We start from the raw sequence: 15,132 nt of genomic DNA on the forward strand, positions 1-15,132 counted from the left end.
TAATATGGCGCGCCCGAAAGGACTCGAACCCATAACCTTTTGATCCGTAGTCAAACGCTCTATCCAATTGAGCTACGGGCGCATATTGTAAATTGTGTCGTCTTCGTTAGCGACTTTTACAGTTTATAACATCCAACTGTTTATGTCAACACTTTTTTAAAAGTTTTTTTAAACTTTAAAAGCTTACTACGATAAGCTTTCGTTGACTTCGTTAACTTGTCTGACGTGACTTAAACTATATTAAAGCATCGAACATTTAATGTCAACACTTTTCAAACAAAAAATTCACGAGTTTATTTACATATTGGATTTTACTGGGCTTAAGAGCCTTTTTAAGTTATTAATGTAGCTTTGTACATATTTAACGTTTCTGACAATGTACTACGTAACAATAACTGACTTACTATAGTACAATTTAAGGACAGGCCCTGTTAAAAGTATAGCTACTCCTTTTTCTCATAAAAAAGTTCTATGTTTCAAGAAAGAATTGGTATAAATAATATATCTGTTTTTTTAGAGTCACTGAAGTGTTCTCGAATACTTTGTTCTTATAAAGAAAAAATATTATTAATGAGTATTAAAAAAGATATTAAACTAAAATAAAATAATTTAACTAATAGGACGTGCGAAAAATGGATATTAATAATTTTCTTACAATCCTTCTTATCATCAATATACTTCTAGCAGGTGTACTAGTATTTATTGAAAAAAGAGATGTTGTCGCCACATGGGCGTGGCTAATGATCTTACTTTTTATACCTATAGTTGGATTTTTACTATATCTATTTTTAGGTAGGCAGCTAAAACAAAAGAATTTCTACCATCTATCGACTAAAGAAAGAACTTATCTTCAATTGGCAGTTACGGACCAAGCTAATAAAATTCAAACTGATCAAAGTTTTCGTCAAGATGAGCTACTATCAAAGCATTCACATTTAATTATGATGAATTTAAAGTCGGCTAACGCTTTATTAACGACAGATAATGAAGTCCAAACGTTTCGAGATGGACACGAAAAATTTAATTCTCTTTTCAAAGACATACAACTTGCCCAAAAAGAGATTAATATTCAGTACTATATCATCCAGCGTGATTCGTTAGGAAAAAAACTTAGAGATGAGCTTTCAAAAAAAGCAGAAGAAGGTGTGAAAGTACGAGTCCTGTATGATGACATTGGTTCCAAAAGAATTACCCCTTCTTTTTTCAAAGAACTTGTTAAACATGGTGGTGAGGTAAGAGCTTTCTTCCCTTCATTTTTAAGACTCATTAATTTTCGATTAAATAATAGGAATCACAGAAAACTGTGTATTATTGATGGACGAATTGCTTATATCGGAGGTTTCAATATTGGAAATGAATATCTTGGTATTGATCAGAAATTTGGATATTGGAGAGACACTCATTTTCGTATAAAGGGAGAATCAGTAAACCAAATTCAAGGTAGATTTATTTTAGATTGGCAACAAGCTACTAATCAGCCTATACATAATATAGAAGAATTCTCATTTAATAATGAAAAAAATATCGGAAGCACCCCTATCCAAATAGTTGCAAGTGGACCAAATTCAGAAACAGAACACTTAAAAAACATGTATGTTAAGTTAATTATGTCTGCCAAAAAATGTGTTTATATTCAAACACCGTATTTTATTCCAGATACAAGCATTATGGATGCGTGCAAAATCGCAATTTTATCCGGTATCGACGTAAGAATAATGATCCCAAGTAAACCTGATCACCCATTCGTGTATTGGGCATCTCTATCGTACGCTGGGGAACTTTTGTCGTATGGCGCAAAAATATTACTTTACGAGAATGGTTTTTTACATGCTAAAACAATCGTTGTTGATCATGAAGTAGCTTCAGTAGGAACTACGAATATTGATACACGAAGTTTTAAATTAAATTTTGAAATAAACGCGATTACTTATTCAGAAGAAAAAGCTTCTGAGCTACAAAATCTTTTTTTACTTGATAGTAATCATAGTAGTGAGCTTACGATTGAAAAATATCAAGAGCGATCAGTCATAATAAAGTTAAAAGAAGCAATATCACGCCTCTTATCTCCAATATTGTAAATAAAAACATTACTTAACGGTAATGTTTTTTATTTTATCTTTATAGTTTCAAAATGAAAGGTGATGTGCGCTTTTCTGTAGAATAAAATGCTTATAGGGAACAGATTATTAAAATATCAAAGAAGGTGAAATATGAGAATTATTAAGAAGATATTTGTAGTTTTTTTAACTCTTTCATTTCTATCGATAAGTTTCTTTACAAAGCCAACTTCTACCTATGCAGCAAATAAAGTTTATACTGTAACTGCAAATAAATTAAATGTCCGTAGTGGGCCTAGTACATCATATAAGTCGATGGGTTCAGTTAAAAAAGGCCAACTTTTAACGGTTATTAATAAACACTCCAATGGATGGTATAAAATTAAGTTTAAAAAAACAACAGGATTTATAAATGGAAAATATGTGATGGCGGAGTTCAATAACGTTAAATCATTAGATAAAAGTATTATTGTTGACTTGAAATATAACACAAACAATAATTTTACTGGCAAACGTATTTATAATTTTAGTCAAGCAATACTTAGGACAAGCACAGCAAAAAAATTAGCAAAAGCAAACGCAATACTTAAAGAACAGGGATATACAATTAAAGTATGGGATGCTTATCGTCCTTTATCTGCACAACAAACACTTTGGAACGCATATCCTAATTTGAATTATGTAGCTAAACCTGATCCTAAAAATATCCGTGGACACCAACTTGGCGCAACGGTGGATATTACACTATGTACTTTAGATGGCAAAGAAGTACAAATGCAATCTAAATTCGATGATTTTTCTCCACGAGCATCTCGAAGCTATAAACGAAACAGTGTACAGGAAAAGAGTTATCAAATTATGGATAAGACAATGAGACAAGTAGGTTTTGTAGGCTATTCTAAAGAATGGTGGCATTACTCAGATAATAATCAAAACTTTAAAGCTATCCAGGTAAATCCTGCAAATTATTAATGCTAAAACTCACTTTTGAATAGAATCAAAAGTGAGTTTTTTTATAAAAATATGTATTCCATTTAAAATATCTCTATTTTGTCCGATGAACGGTTAAGGTTACTTTACTTGTTTCACACATAAATGTTGAAAGGTGGACTGGTTCCTCATTTGAATCATAGGCGATTTTTAGGATTTTAAAAAGATTGGCTCCTATATCGCATTCAAGGTAATTGGCATATACTTTTGTCGCACCGATTACGTCGATGATTTTATCGTTGCTTAGGATTTCTGTATTATAGTCTTTTGAGAGAACTTTATAAGTGGATTCGTCTGTTGCAATTTTCTTTTCCAAATCAGGAAAACGAATTAGTGAGTAATGTGCAATATCATAAAAAAGTGGACGGTCGTTCACATACATGAGTCGCTCGAGCTCTAGGACGCGACTTCCTTCTTCAACTTTAAGATGTTCTGCAACATCCTTTGATGCCGGGATGACATCACTTCTAAGGATTCGGGAATTTGGAATCATCCCTAGTTGGTGACTAAACTCCGAGAATCCGCTTACCGATAACAGTTCATTATTAAACTTATTCGAAGCTACAAACGTCCCCCTGCGTGGTATGCGTGTTAAAGTACCATCCTTCACTAATTCCTCGATGGCCTTTCGAATAGTGATTCGACTGACATTATACGTTTCACAAAGCTCAGCTTCTGTGGGAATCTGTTGATCTGGTTTATATTTCCCTTGTTGAATATCATTTTGTAGCATTTGCCTAATCTGCATATAGAGAGGCTGTGGGGTTGAAGAATTTAGGTTCATAATTTTCATCCTATCCGTCAATGTTTTTCAACATTATTATACACTGCCGACTAGTTAACGTCACCATGCACCGAAATAGCCAATTGTTTTTGCAGCCGTTTTAGTCCCCAATTCCAAACACTGTTGGATCGAAAGGCCCTGTAAAGTACCATAAAGAAAACCAGCTATGAAAGAATCTCCTGCTCCCATCGTATCTACAACATTATCTTCCAATACTCCAAAATGATAAAAATGTCTCCCGTCGAAAGCTAAAGATCCATTTTCTCCAAGCGTAGCAACAGCAATCTTGGAACCTTGTGTTTTTACGTCCTTTAAAAATCCTCTGATAAATTCATCATCCTTTTTATAAGAAAAAAAGGAATAGTCCACATAACTAGGTAGTGTCTTTACTAAATCGTGCTCTAACTGGTCTGAAAAATCAAATGCAGTAAGCAACCCATTTTGTTTAAAAAGTGGATAATACTCATCAACATGTCCCCATATACCAGCGTGGACAAGTTGCTGGGTTTGAATAAAGTCCAGTTCTTCATCAGTTAATGTGAACTGAGCCATTACCCCTTCATCGTAATCTCCAAAATGGCGGTCATTATTAACCAATTCAACATGGGTAACCGCAGTTTTTCCTATCTTTTTAGAAATAAACGATGTATCAACACCCTTACTTTGGATCGACTTAATCATTTGATCACCGAAGGAATCACTTCCAACCCAGCCGATATACGTAGAGTCCGCCCCTAACTCTTTTAAGTAGACAGCAACATTTACCGGATTTCCTCCGGGAAACACTTCCTCGTTTGCAAGATAGACATCCATACAGTTATCGCCTGCTGTAACAATTCTCATCTAATCGCCAACCTTCTTTTAATCTAAGAAACGAGCACTACTATGTAGTGCCCATTCAATCTTTTAATATTCTACTTTGCGATAGTATCTTCTTAGGTCTAATGAGTGGTTTCTTTCCCTTTCAAGGTAAACACTGATTCGACTTAAAACTGCCCAGTTAATACTGACAGAAAAGTGTTTTCTAAATTCCTCACTAATGCCTTGCAATTCAAAGTCCTTAGTATCAATAACAGTTAATTGATTTGTAATTTTTTCAGCAAACCTCTCAACGCGATCCATCAATGGTCTTGTTTCATCTTCACCTTTAAGTAAAATAACACTAGTATCTTCAACTACTAACTCAAGCGTACCATGGAAAAACTCCGCTGCATGGATGGATTTTGCATGAATCCATTGCATTTCCTCCAAAATACACATTGCGTATGAATAAGTGTTACCCCATAGGTTACCTGAGCCTACCATCATATGATAATCTGTATCCTTATGTTTAATAGCAAATTCCTCAGCCTTTTTATCAAAGTCTTTTATGGCAGCTAAAATAGCTTGTGGCAACAAGGAAACTTCTTTTGTGAACTGTTCATATTGCGGAAATTCATTGTTATTATACATGAAGCGAAATACTACCATGTACAACAGCATAAAGAACGTATCAAAGGAATGTTTTTCCGAGCCGGTTGTAATATAGTAATCTACTACCTGCGTTAATGGCGTATTCGGCTCTGCTACTAAAGCAATTGTAGTAGCCCCTCTTTCTTTACAAAACTCTGCAGCCGCAACTGTTTCTTGTGTTGTCCCTGAAACTGAGGTGAAAATACATACGGAATCCTTTGAAAAGTGCTTATTGTTCATGACCATAAACTCGGCTGCGATTTCGGCATGTACATTGATCGTTGAGTTTGATTCTAAAATATATTTATAAGGATACATCATTGCAATAGTTCCTCCAGCACCAATCAGGAAAAGATTGCTGTAACCTTTTTGACAGATTGAATCGACGATATCCTCAATTTTACTTCTGAACGTAAGTCCTTCTTTTTCTACAAGTTTTAAAAATAACGCTTCATCAAATTTTAACATGGTTAGATCCCCCCAAAATATATTTGTTATGTTTTGTATTATAATTAAATATAACAAATAACGCAATCGCTTTTTAAAAAAATTAAGAAGCTAGTAAAGTACACTAGCTTCCTGAAATAATTGAATTCTTCTTTGTTACTAGATTACCGTCATTTTTCTTATTCGGCCCGTATCGTTTTTCCCAGTAAAAGTAAACAGGTAGTCCGGTAGCGATCACAATGAATGCAGCTACCATCCCTTGCCACGGAGCCCAAGTAAACGTACCCCAAGCAAGCCAAGAAGCTCCAATAATTGCTAAAATCGTCGTTAGTCTCCACATTGGCATCCTGTAAATCGGGTTATAGTCCTCCCTCTTACGGCATTTATAAACCGCTACAAAATCCAAAATATTAATCACTAATTGAATTAATGTAAAATAGCCTAGTAAAGTCGTTAAATTAGTTGCAAAAACTAGAATACATGCATAGGTTACTTGAACAATAATTGAAAAACTTGGTGTTTCATACTTTGGATGGACACGACCAAAACGCTGGAAAAACAGCCCGTCCTTAGCCATCGCGTATTCTAACCTAGGCTGAAACATGATACAAGAACTTAATGATCCTAAAATGACTATAATTGCAGTAATCGCAACAAACGAAGAAGCAATATGAGATAGTCCCGGTATATACTTAACCGCATCAGAAACAGCTGCACGAGAATCCACCAATTTACTAAAAGGCATTAATCCAATTACGCAGACTGCTAGCAAAGTATATAAGATTAATACAATAAAGACAGAGCTAATCAGTGCACGAGGTAGCGTTTTTCCGGGATTTTTAAATTCACCTGCCATAAAACAAATGGCGGCCATACCAGTATAGGCCCAAGTTGTGGCAGAGACACCGCCGATTAGACTTGTTTTTACCACTTCTCCATGAGGCGTATAGGAGAAGTTCCCTGGGTGCATATACATTAAACCTAGAACAATAACAATAATGAACGGAATGATTTTCACGGCGGTAATAATCACTTGAAAAAGCCCGCCCTCTTTTACACTTCGATAATGAATTGAAGTTATGATTAAAATTATCGCAACCCCTAACAACTTGCCAGCAACTCCAGAGAAAAATGGGAAAAAGCTTGCCAAGTATGAAACTACTGCTAGAGCCATAATAGAAATAGATGGTGGATCAAGCGCCCAAAATGTTGCCCATCCATATAAAAAGGCTAAAGGTCTCCAGCCTGCTTTATTCAAATAGACGTAACCGCTTCCATTTTCAGGATAAGCAGTTGATAATTCAGCAAGAACCATCACTTGCGGAATAGCAATAATACCGCCAATAATCCATGCTAAAATAGAAATAGAAGGGGTTCCAGCTGCTTTTGCTACATCACCTGACGAGACAAAGATACCTGATCCTACGGTCGTACCAACAGCAATTGCTAATGCCGACCAAAATCCGAGCTTTCGTGTAAGCGTAGTATTACTCATAAAAGGCTCCTCCAAATTTTTAGATTATACAATTCCTAATTCATTTAGTTTCACTAAGGATTTTTTTACAGCATCTAGTGGATTTTGATAGTAAGTTGACCCCATAATTTCAAGAGTGCATGCCCCATCATATTGGTGCTTTTGCACGCTTTTCGCATATTCTCTCCATTGTAAATTACCATCATCTAAAGCAAGATGAGAATCTGTCTTGCTATCACCATCTATTAAATGGAAATGACATAACTCAGGAAGCAATAAAAAATAATCATCCGGTGTTTCACCGGCCAAGTTCATTGCAACGGTATCCATCATCCCTTTTAAAAAGGGGACTTTATCTCTTCAATCATTCTCTTTAATCCTCGAGTATTAATAATTAAATTAGATTCGAATCTGCTTAATGGTTCTAGTGCAAGAGTGATCCCCTCGTGCTCCGCCACTTTTGTGATTTGATAAATTGATTCAATTGCATATTTCCACGATTCCTCTTTTGTTAGGGAGAAATCTCCTATCCCTGAAGTAATTAACATCTTATCCGTCTCTAATTCCACAGCAGAGTGAATATTTTCAATAAAATAATCAATACTCGTTTTCCGCCAATTCGGATCTGAAGCAGCGAGATTGTAAGGATAAATGCATTGTTCTAGAGTATAGCAGACTATTTCCATACTTCTAGCTTTAATTTCTTTCTTTATCTCTCTCAAATTGCAAAGCAAGTTTCTATAAACATAGAGGTGTGGTTCACCAGCCCATAATTCAATGCTACTAATTCCTAGTTGGTCCATACAATCCAAAAAATATTGGATAGGGTAATGCTTGAATGTGATATTCATCCCTGCTATTTTCATTGATTACCTCCTTTCCCTTAAAGTCATTTCATTTGTTATGCTTTGTATTATAATCAAGAATAACATAAAATACAATAAATTTTAAAAATTTTTAATATTCATTTTTAAACCCTACAAAGCCTAGTACCGTGACCAACTAGTCTATAAAAGTCATACAATTTTTAAACACAAAAAAGGCCTCTACACTACGTAGAAGCCTTATTACTATATATATAATTTGATGCGGCCGAGAGGACTTGAACCTCCACGGAGAAACCTCCACTAAGCCCTCAACCTAGCGCGTCTGCCATTCCGCCACGACCGCGAATAAACAAAAGTGAGCCATGAAGGATTCGAACCTTCGACCCTCTGATTAAAAGTCAGATGCTCTACCTACTGAGCTAATGGCTCATAATAATAAAGTTTATAAAATATTGCCTGCTCTATAAGACGTCCTTGTCTCAGATAGAAATTCAAGTAGCGGTTCGACAAGTACGCTGAAGTAATCGCTTCGTAGCTTACTCGTTCGTGCTCTACCTACTGAGCTAATGGCTCATAATATAAAGATATTACCAGTATAACTAAATACCAAATATTTTTAAACCAACTTACTGTCTACACGATCGCGTCTAAGATAAAAGCAAATCCCCTTACCTTAAACATATTAATAAAAAACTAAAATGGCTGGGCTACCTGGATTCGAACCAGGGCATGACGGAATCAAAATCCGTTGCCTTACCGCTTGGCTATAGCCCATTGATTTAACTTCATGCTCTACTTCCACGAGTATGCTACATGAACCTGCACCGCAGGATTTTTTTTATGTTGTATTGCCTCTACCTCTCGAATTAACTCCACAAGATAAAAAACAATCCGACATTCTAAAAAAATACAAATATACTGTACCTTACAAAAAACAAATGGCTGGGCTACCTGGATTCGAACCAGGGCATGACGGAATCAAAATCCGTTGCCTTACCGCTTGGCTATAGCCCAATGATTAAGCTGCATGCTCTACTTCTGTGAATTTGCTACATGAAGTTCCACCGCAGGATTTTTTTTATGTTGTATCGCCTCTACCTCTCGAATTAACCCCTCAAGATAAAAAACAATCCGACATTTCAATATACTTCTTTTTGTAGTGTAGAAAAAGAGTAACCTACATGAACCTACAAGGCAGGATTCTTTTATGTTGTCTTGCCCTTACCTCTCGAACTAACTCCTCAAGATAAAAAACAATCCGAAATTAAAATATTTAAGATCTAACTCCAAAAACCGACCATAACTATTTTTCTCCAAATAAAGAAAAAAATACTACAATTTGTAGTAAATAATGGCGGTCCCGACCGGGATCGAACCGGCGATCTCCTGCGTGACAGGCAGGCATGTTAACCGCTACACCACGGGACCATATGAAGTTAATGGTGGAGGATGACGGGCTCGAACCGCCGACCCCCTGCTTGTAAGGCAGGTGCTCTCCCAGCTGAGCTAATCCTCCAGGATAAAATGGTGACCCGTACGGGACTCGAACCCGTGTTACCGCCGTGAAAGGGCGGTGTCTTAACCGCTTGACCAACGGGCCTTAAATATGGCAGAGAAGAAGGGATTCGAACCCTCGCACCGCGTAAACGATCTACACCCTTAGCAGGGGCGCCCCTTGAGCCACTTGGGTACTTCTCTATAATAATGGCTCCGCAGGTAGGATTCGAACCTACGACCACTCGGTTAACAGCCGAGTGCTCTACCACTGAGCTACTGCGGAAAAATACTAATCTTTTCATCAAGTGCTAAAATGTGATGACAAGTATTAATATAAACTAAATGCATATTAGATGTCAACATTATTTATAATAGTTTTAATGGACTTTTGCATAATCCACATACATAGCGGCTTATGTCCACTTTTCTTTTTCTTAAGAAAGCTTCCCCACACCCTGAACATCTATATTTATACTTATAAGAATGCGTTCTTTTTTTTATTGAATTTAGTGGTTTACAATACCTAGGAGCACCTACCTTTTTTAATAGCTCTTTAAAATCTCTATCTTCGTGCTTATATCCTTTCTTCATAATATGAAGATGATAATGACATAGCTCGTGTAATATGATCCCCTTTAACTCTTCAATTCCGTGTTCTTCATAATAAAACTTATTTAATTCGATATTACTTGTTTTTAATAAATACCTACCACCAGTTGTCCTCAATCTAGTATTGAAAGAAGCTTGGTGGAGAAATGGTCGATCGAAATAAGTGATTGATAGTTCTTTAACCAGTTTTTGTATCTCCTCATTATCCATTTATGAATCGCCATCCTTTTTTTCTTCTTTAATATAACTGAACAACTCACAAATTCTTGGGTATGCGCATACATTAAACTTACAAATGAGAATTTCAAAAGATCTTATTAGTACGATTTATGCTAAATGGGCTGCTCTTAGTAAATCTCTCTACAACGGCGTAATTTTTACTATCAAAATGAACAATACAGTTATCCTTTTTATACAATGTATCGGAAGGTTACCCCTCACTCATTTATTTCATCGCCCATCCTCAAAAAAAGATGGGCGAAGATTTTTAAGTTGGAGGTTTTCATCATGGCAATGCCTAGTTGGCTTAAATCTCAAATTCAAAAAGCATTTTATGAAAAAAACCGTTATCAAATTAAACTATTGAATCAATGTTGGTTTTATTATCAAAAAATTAAGCTTTGACGATTTCTTTCGATTCAATTGGTAGCATAGATAATCCTACTCTTTGTTTCTTTTGGTCTACTTCAGCAATCCATACTTTTACTACTTGACCAACTGATACAACATCAAGCGGATGCTTAATAAATTTGCTACTCATTCTAGAAATATGAACAAGGCCATCGTTCTTTAGTCCAATATCAACAAATGCACCAAAATCGACAACATTTCTTACTGTCCCTTCAAGTTCCATCCCTATTTTTAGATCTTCAATTTGAAGAACATCTTGGCGAAGGATTGGCGCTGCTAATTCATCTCGTAAATCTCTTTCAGGTTGCATTAATGATGCTAAAATATCTTTTAGCGTAATTTCACCAATATCTAGTTGTTCTGATACTTCTTTTAAATTAATCGTTTTTAACTGTTCTTTCAATTCATTTGAACCAATTTGACTCGTTGAGAAATTTAATTGTTTTAATAATTTTTTTACTTGTACGTAACTCTCAGGGTGAATACCTGTACGGTCTAAAGGCTCATCTCCTTCAAGAACACGTAAAAATCCTATACATTGCTCATATGTTTTAGCGCCTAATCTCGGTATTGTTTTAAGCTCTTTTCGGTTTGTAATTTTCCCTTTTTCGTCACGGTAATTAACAATATTTTTCGCTACTGTTTTGGACAATCCCGATACATATTGAAGTAGTGAAACTGATGCTGTATTTACATTTACACCAACTTGGTTAACAGAAGTTTCAACAACAAATGATAATGATTCATTTAAGCTCTTTTGAGATACATCGTGTTGATATAATCCTACCCCAACAGATTTAGGATCAATTTTTACTAGTTCTGCTAACGGATCTTGTAGTCGCCTTGCAATTGATACTGCGCTTCGTTCCTCTACTTGGAATTCTGGGAACTCTTCTCTTGCTAACTCAGATGCTGAATAAACACTTGCACCAGCTTCATTTACGATTACATAGTAAGTATTATTTTTCATTTCTTTTAAAATTTCAGATATAAACAGCTCTGTTTCTCTCGAAGCTGTACCATTTCCAATTGCGATCATTTCTATTTTATATTTGATTAGAATATCTTTAATTTTTGCAACTGCTTGTTCTCTTTTATTTCTTTGAACCTCTTCTCTTTCACCTCTGAAAGGATGAGGATAAATCACATCTATTTTAAGTACTTTACCTGTCTCGTCTACTACTGCCAACTTACAACCTGTACGGAATGCAGGGTCTACTCCTAGCACGATTTTCCCTTTTAATGGTGGTTGCAGTAATAATGAACGTAAGTTTTCTGAGAAAATATTAATTGCGTGTGAATCAGCTTTTTCGGATAATTCTTTACGAATCTCTCTTTCGATTGAAGGCTGAATTAATCTTTTATATGCATCTTCAACGACTTCCATTAAGATTGCTCGTACAAAAGTGTCCTTTGTAATGACCCTTTTTTCTAGATATAAAATAATTTCATCAAAAGGAGATTGAATTGCAACCTTTAAAATATCTTCTTTTTCAGCACGATTCATTGCTAGTATTCTATGTGGAACAATTTTCGAAATTGGTTCAGAGTACTCGTAATACATTTCGTATACTTTTTTCTCGTCTTTTTCGGAGTCTTTTACCGAACTATCAATCGTTCCCTTTTTGAAGGTAAGTTCACGAATCCACTTGCGATAAGTAGCATCATCTGCAATCCATTCCGCAATAATATCTTTTCCACCTTGAATAATTTCATCAACTGTATTAACTTCTAGTTCAACATTTATGTATTTTAACGCTTCATCCGCAAGTGAACCTTCATTTGGCATTGAAAATAACCATTCTGCAAAAGGTTCTAACCCTTTATCTTTTGCTACTGTAGCACGAGTTCTTCTTTTTTCTTTATATGGTCGGTATAAATCTTCAACTTCTTGTAGCTTTGTAGCTAATGTAATACTTTTACGTAAGTCTTCAGTCAGTTTCCCTTTTTCCTCAATTAAACGGGTTACTTCATCTTTTCTCGTTTGAAGATTTACAGCATACTCATATTTTTCTAAAATGGAATGAATTTGCACCTCATCAAGAGAACCCGTCTTTTCTTTTCGATACCTGGCAATAAAGGGAATCGTATTTCCTTCTTCCTTTAATTCAATTACGGTAGCTACTTGTTTTATAGTAATCGATAAATCAGATGCAATTTTATTAATCAATTGTTGTGACAAAGATAACGCCTCCAATTTTTGGGAATTTTTAAAGGACCTAAAATAACCCTTTCAAGACGAAAGGGTTACAAAACAATTTATTATAATCTATGTAGGTAAAGCTGCTATAAAAGCAACTTTAAAAATCAACAAGTCCTAAACTGATTTGCAACGCTTCGTCAACCTGATCCATCATCTCATCATCAAGATGGGTTATCTTATCGGTTAATCGTTGTTTGTCAATCGTTCGAATTTGTTCTAGTAGTATAACCGAATCACGTTCAAATCCATATTTTTTAGCATCGATTTCAACATGTGTTGGAAGCTTTGCTTTTTGGATTTGTGCTGTAATCGCAGCGACTATAACGGTAGGACTAAAACGATTACCGATATCATTTTGTATTATGAGAACCGGACGAACTCCACCTTGTTCTGAGCCAACTACAGGGGAAAGGTCTGCAAAATATACGTCGCCACGTTTTACTATCAAGTGATTACCCCCCGCTAACTAAGCGCTCCACTTTAGAATCCGCTTCAGACTCAGCATAGAATGACTCAGAAGATATTAATAAGTTGATTTTAGCCATTTCCATGTATCCACGTCGCATTTGTTCGCGACTTTGGCGTCTTTTACGATCCTTTAAAAACATCTTAGTCGCTTGATAAATATACTCATTTCGATTACCGTTTTCTTGCTTTACTAATCCATCTAGTTCGCTTACTACATGTTTTGGTAAACGTACTGTTATTTCAGTTGTCGCATTTAGTTCGGACAAGTTTCAGCACCTCCAGAATCAACTATTACCCATATATCTCCCTATACTACATCATACCATTATTTTCAGTGATTGGAAAGACACATATCTTCGTTTATCTTAACCAAATAACAGTGTTTCATACTTTGATACATCAAATTACAATTAATCTGATACTAGATAATTACTTATGGACTTAATATTTCCATTCTTTTTATATACCCTTGGTACTCTATGATTTAAAAGGCAAGTTACTTCATAATTGATTGTATTCATATGTGTAGCGACTTCCTCAGCCGTTACTGCTCCATCCTTACTTTCTCCTATTAAAGTTACTTTTGTACCAACAGGATAATGTTTAGAAAGCTTGATCATACACTGATCCATACAAACTCTACCAACGATTTCCGCCTTTTCACCTTCAACCAACACAGAAAATCCTTGCATATCTCTAAGCCAGCCATCTGCATACCCGACTGGTAACGTCGCAATCCACTCAGAATCAGAAGTAAAATACGTTGCACCATAACTTACACCACTATTAGCTGGTAATTTCTTAATATGAGAGATTTTCGTATAAAGCGATAGTGCTGGCTTTAATGTGAATGGTAACATTGGTTTTATTTCTAAAGATGGAGTTAAACCATACATGATAATACCCACACGCACAGTATTAAATAAGTTTGTTTCTAATGCAGCCGCTGCACTATTTGCACAATGAATTATCTCCGGAGAGAATCCACTGCTCTTAACCCATTCTATACATTCATAAAATTTGTCTACTTGCTCATTAAAATAGGATCTATTTAGCTCATCAGCAGTAGCGAAGTGTGTAAACAAACCTTCTAGTATAATTGATGGATTTTTTCGTAAGATCGATGCAGCTTGCTCCCATTCAGCTTTTGTTTTTAGGCCTAATCTACCCATCCCTGTATCAAATTTAATATGAATCATTGTACGATCTGTGCTTTTTAGATTTTTAGAAATACCTTCTAACCAATCAACATTATATGCCGTTAAAGTTAATTTATTCTTGATTGCAACGTTAATATCCTCTGGTCTAGTTGCTCCTAACACTAATATCGGTGCCTCTATACCCGCGTTGCGCAGAAAAATCCCTTCATCAATAAAAGCAACTAATAATCTTGTTGCTCCAGACTTCAATGCTTGTTTCGCTACTTCAACGTAACCATGTCCATATGCATTCGCTTTTAAAGCTACATATATTTCTTGATGATTAGGGTAAAGCGATGCAATATTTTTGATATTTTCCTCAATTGCATCTAAATCTACTTCTACCCAAGTGTCGCGATAAAATGATGTTTCTGTCATGATCTACACTTCCTTATCGATTTACCCATTACTCTTTTTTTATATGTGTAAAATTATTTGCTTATTTTACTATAAATGTCAACCAATATACTACTCATTTATAGTTTATTTAAAATT

The 15,132-nt window shown here is 35.4% G+C and carries 14 protein-coding genes and 10 tRNA genes; 3 read left to right on the forward strand and 21 right to left on the reverse strand.

Features of this window, described 5'->3' with window-relative positions:
* Positions 1-5: 5 nt before the first annotated feature.
* A tRNA-Arg gene (locus CN946_RS21395) sits at positions 6-82 on the reverse strand.
* Between the two features lie 550 nt (positions 83-632).
* Between CN946_RS21395 and cls the strand changes: the two genes are divergently transcribed.
* Together cls and CN946_RS21405 are read left to right on the forward strand one after the other, a co-directional pair.
* A complete protein-coding gene (cls, locus tag CN946_RS21400) occupies positions 633-2,078 on the forward strand; it encodes a cardiolipin synthase (protein WP_098862912.1) in 1,446 nt (481 codons plus the stop codon).
* A 132-nt stretch (positions 2,079-2,210) separates the two neighbouring features.
* Positions 2,211-3,029, forward strand: coding sequence for a M15 family metallopeptidase (locus CN946_RS21405; RefSeq protein WP_098862913.1), 819 nt, complete (start codon positions 2,211-2,213; stop codon positions 3,027-3,029).
* A 73-nt stretch (positions 3,030-3,102) separates the two neighbouring features.
* Here CN946_RS21405 and CN946_RS21410 read toward each other — a convergent pair whose 3' ends face one another.
* From CN946_RS21410 to CN946_RS21480, 16 genes are all read right to left on the reverse strand, one after another.
* Positions 3,103-3,831 (reverse strand): GntR family transcriptional regulator, encoded by a 729-nt coding sequence (locus CN946_RS21410; protein ID WP_098862914.1) that lies wholly within the window; start codon positions 3,829-3,831, stop codon positions 3,103-3,105.
* A gap of 60 nt (positions 3,832-3,891) precedes the next feature.
* Positions 3,892-4,674, reverse strand: a complete 783-nt coding sequence (gene frlD / locus CN946_RS21415) for a fructoselysine 6-kinase (protein ID WP_098862915.1) — start codon at positions 4,672-4,674, stop codon at positions 3,892-3,894.
* Between the two features lie 63 nt (positions 4,675-4,737).
* Entirely contained in the window at positions 4,738-5,751 is a 1,014-nt protein-coding gene (locus CN946_RS21420; RefSeq protein ID WP_098862916.1) for an SIS domain-containing protein, read from the reverse strand.
* 103 nt (positions 5,752-5,854) lie between these two features.
* Positions 5,855-7,225, reverse strand: coding sequence for an amino acid permease (locus tag CN946_RS21425; RefSeq protein WP_098862917.1), 1,371 nt, complete (start codon positions 7,223-7,225; stop codon positions 5,855-5,857).
* 24 nt (positions 7,226-7,249) lie between these two features.
* Positions 7,250-7,534, reverse strand: a complete 285-nt coding sequence (locus CN946_RS23930) for a TIM barrel protein (protein WP_286134017.1) — start codon at positions 7,532-7,534, stop codon at positions 7,250-7,252.
* A gap of 8 nt (positions 7,535-7,542) precedes the next feature.
* On the reverse strand, positions 7,543-8,070 hold the full coding sequence (locus tag CN946_RS23935; protein WP_286134018.1) for a TIM barrel protein: 528 nt from the start codon (positions 8,068-8,070) through the stop codon (positions 7,543-7,545).
* Between the two features lie 221 nt (positions 8,071-8,291).
* Positions 8,292-8,374: transfer RNA gene (locus tag CN946_RS21435), tRNA-Leu, on the reverse strand.
* A 13-nt stretch (positions 8,375-8,387) separates the two neighbouring features.
* Positions 8,388-8,460: transfer RNA gene (locus tag CN946_RS21440), tRNA-Lys, on the reverse strand.
* Positions 8,461-8,730: 270 nt separating this feature from the next.
* A tRNA-Gln gene (locus tag CN946_RS21445) sits at positions 8,731-8,805 on the reverse strand.
* 165 nt (positions 8,806-8,970) lie between these two features.
* Positions 8,971-9,045 (reverse strand) — tRNA-Gln (locus CN946_RS21450).
* Positions 9,046-9,383: 338 nt separating this feature from the next.
* Positions 9,384-9,459 (reverse strand) — tRNA-Asp (locus CN946_RS21455).
* A 12-nt stretch (positions 9,460-9,471) separates the two neighbouring features.
* Positions 9,472-9,547, reverse strand: a tRNA-Val gene (locus tag CN946_RS21460).
* A 9-nt stretch (positions 9,548-9,556) separates the two neighbouring features.
* Positions 9,557-9,631 (reverse strand) — tRNA-Glu (locus tag CN946_RS21465).
* Between the two features lie 7 nt (positions 9,632-9,638).
* Positions 9,639-9,729, reverse strand: a tRNA-Ser gene (locus CN946_RS21470).
* A gap of 7 nt (positions 9,730-9,736) precedes the next feature.
* Positions 9,737-9,811: transfer RNA gene (locus tag CN946_RS21475), tRNA-Asn, on the reverse strand.
* 83 nt (positions 9,812-9,894) lie between these two features.
* Positions 9,895-10,347 carry a SprT family protein gene (locus CN946_RS21480; RefSeq protein ID WP_098862918.1) on the reverse strand — a complete coding sequence of 151 codons (453 nt, stop codon included), beginning with the start codon at positions 10,345-10,347 and terminating at the stop codon, positions 9,895-9,897.
* A gap of 303 nt (positions 10,348-10,650) precedes the next feature.
* Here CN946_RS21480 and cmpA point away from each other — a divergent pair, with 303 nt between their 5' ends.
* The gene (gene cmpA, locus CN946_RS21485; RefSeq protein WP_088014579.1) at positions 10,651-10,761 is read left to right on the forward strand and encodes a cortex morphogenetic protein CmpA; all 111 of its coding nucleotides are present in this window, start codon (positions 10,651-10,653) and stop codon (positions 10,759-10,761) included.
* Here the strand turns inward: cmpA and CN946_RS21490 are convergent.
* The 4 genes from CN946_RS21490 to alr form a co-directional block, all read right to left on the reverse strand.
* Positions 10,751-12,949, reverse strand: coding sequence for a Tex family protein (locus CN946_RS21490; protein ID WP_483295414.1), 2,199 nt, complete (start codon positions 12,947-12,949; stop codon positions 10,751-10,753). The two genes, cmpA and CN946_RS21490, sit on opposite strands and share 11 nt — an antisense overlap.
* A gap of 118 nt (positions 12,950-13,067) precedes the next feature.
* The gene (gene ndoA, locus CN946_RS21495) at positions 13,068-13,418 is read right to left on the reverse strand and encodes a type II toxin-antitoxin system endoribonuclease NdoA (protein ID WP_056476047.1); all 351 of its coding nucleotides are present in this window, start codon (positions 13,416-13,418) and stop codon (positions 13,068-13,070) included.
* 4 nt (positions 13,419-13,422) lie between these two features.
* A complete protein-coding gene (locus tag CN946_RS21500) occupies positions 13,423-13,704 on the reverse strand; it encodes a CopG family ribbon-helix-helix protein (protein WP_069033898.1) in 282 nt (93 codons plus the stop codon).
* Positions 13,705-13,848: 144 nt separating this feature from the next.
* On the reverse strand, positions 13,849-15,015 hold the full coding sequence (gene alr, locus CN946_RS21505) for an alanine racemase (RefSeq protein WP_098862920.1): 1,167 nt from the start codon (positions 15,013-15,015) through the stop codon (positions 13,849-13,851).
* Positions 15,016-15,132 lie beyond the last annotated feature (117 nt).

The organism is Bacillus sp. AFS053548 (assembly GCF_002575105.1).
Taxonomy (GTDB): domain Bacteria; phylum Bacillota; class Bacilli; order Bacillales; family Bacillaceae_G; genus Gottfriedia.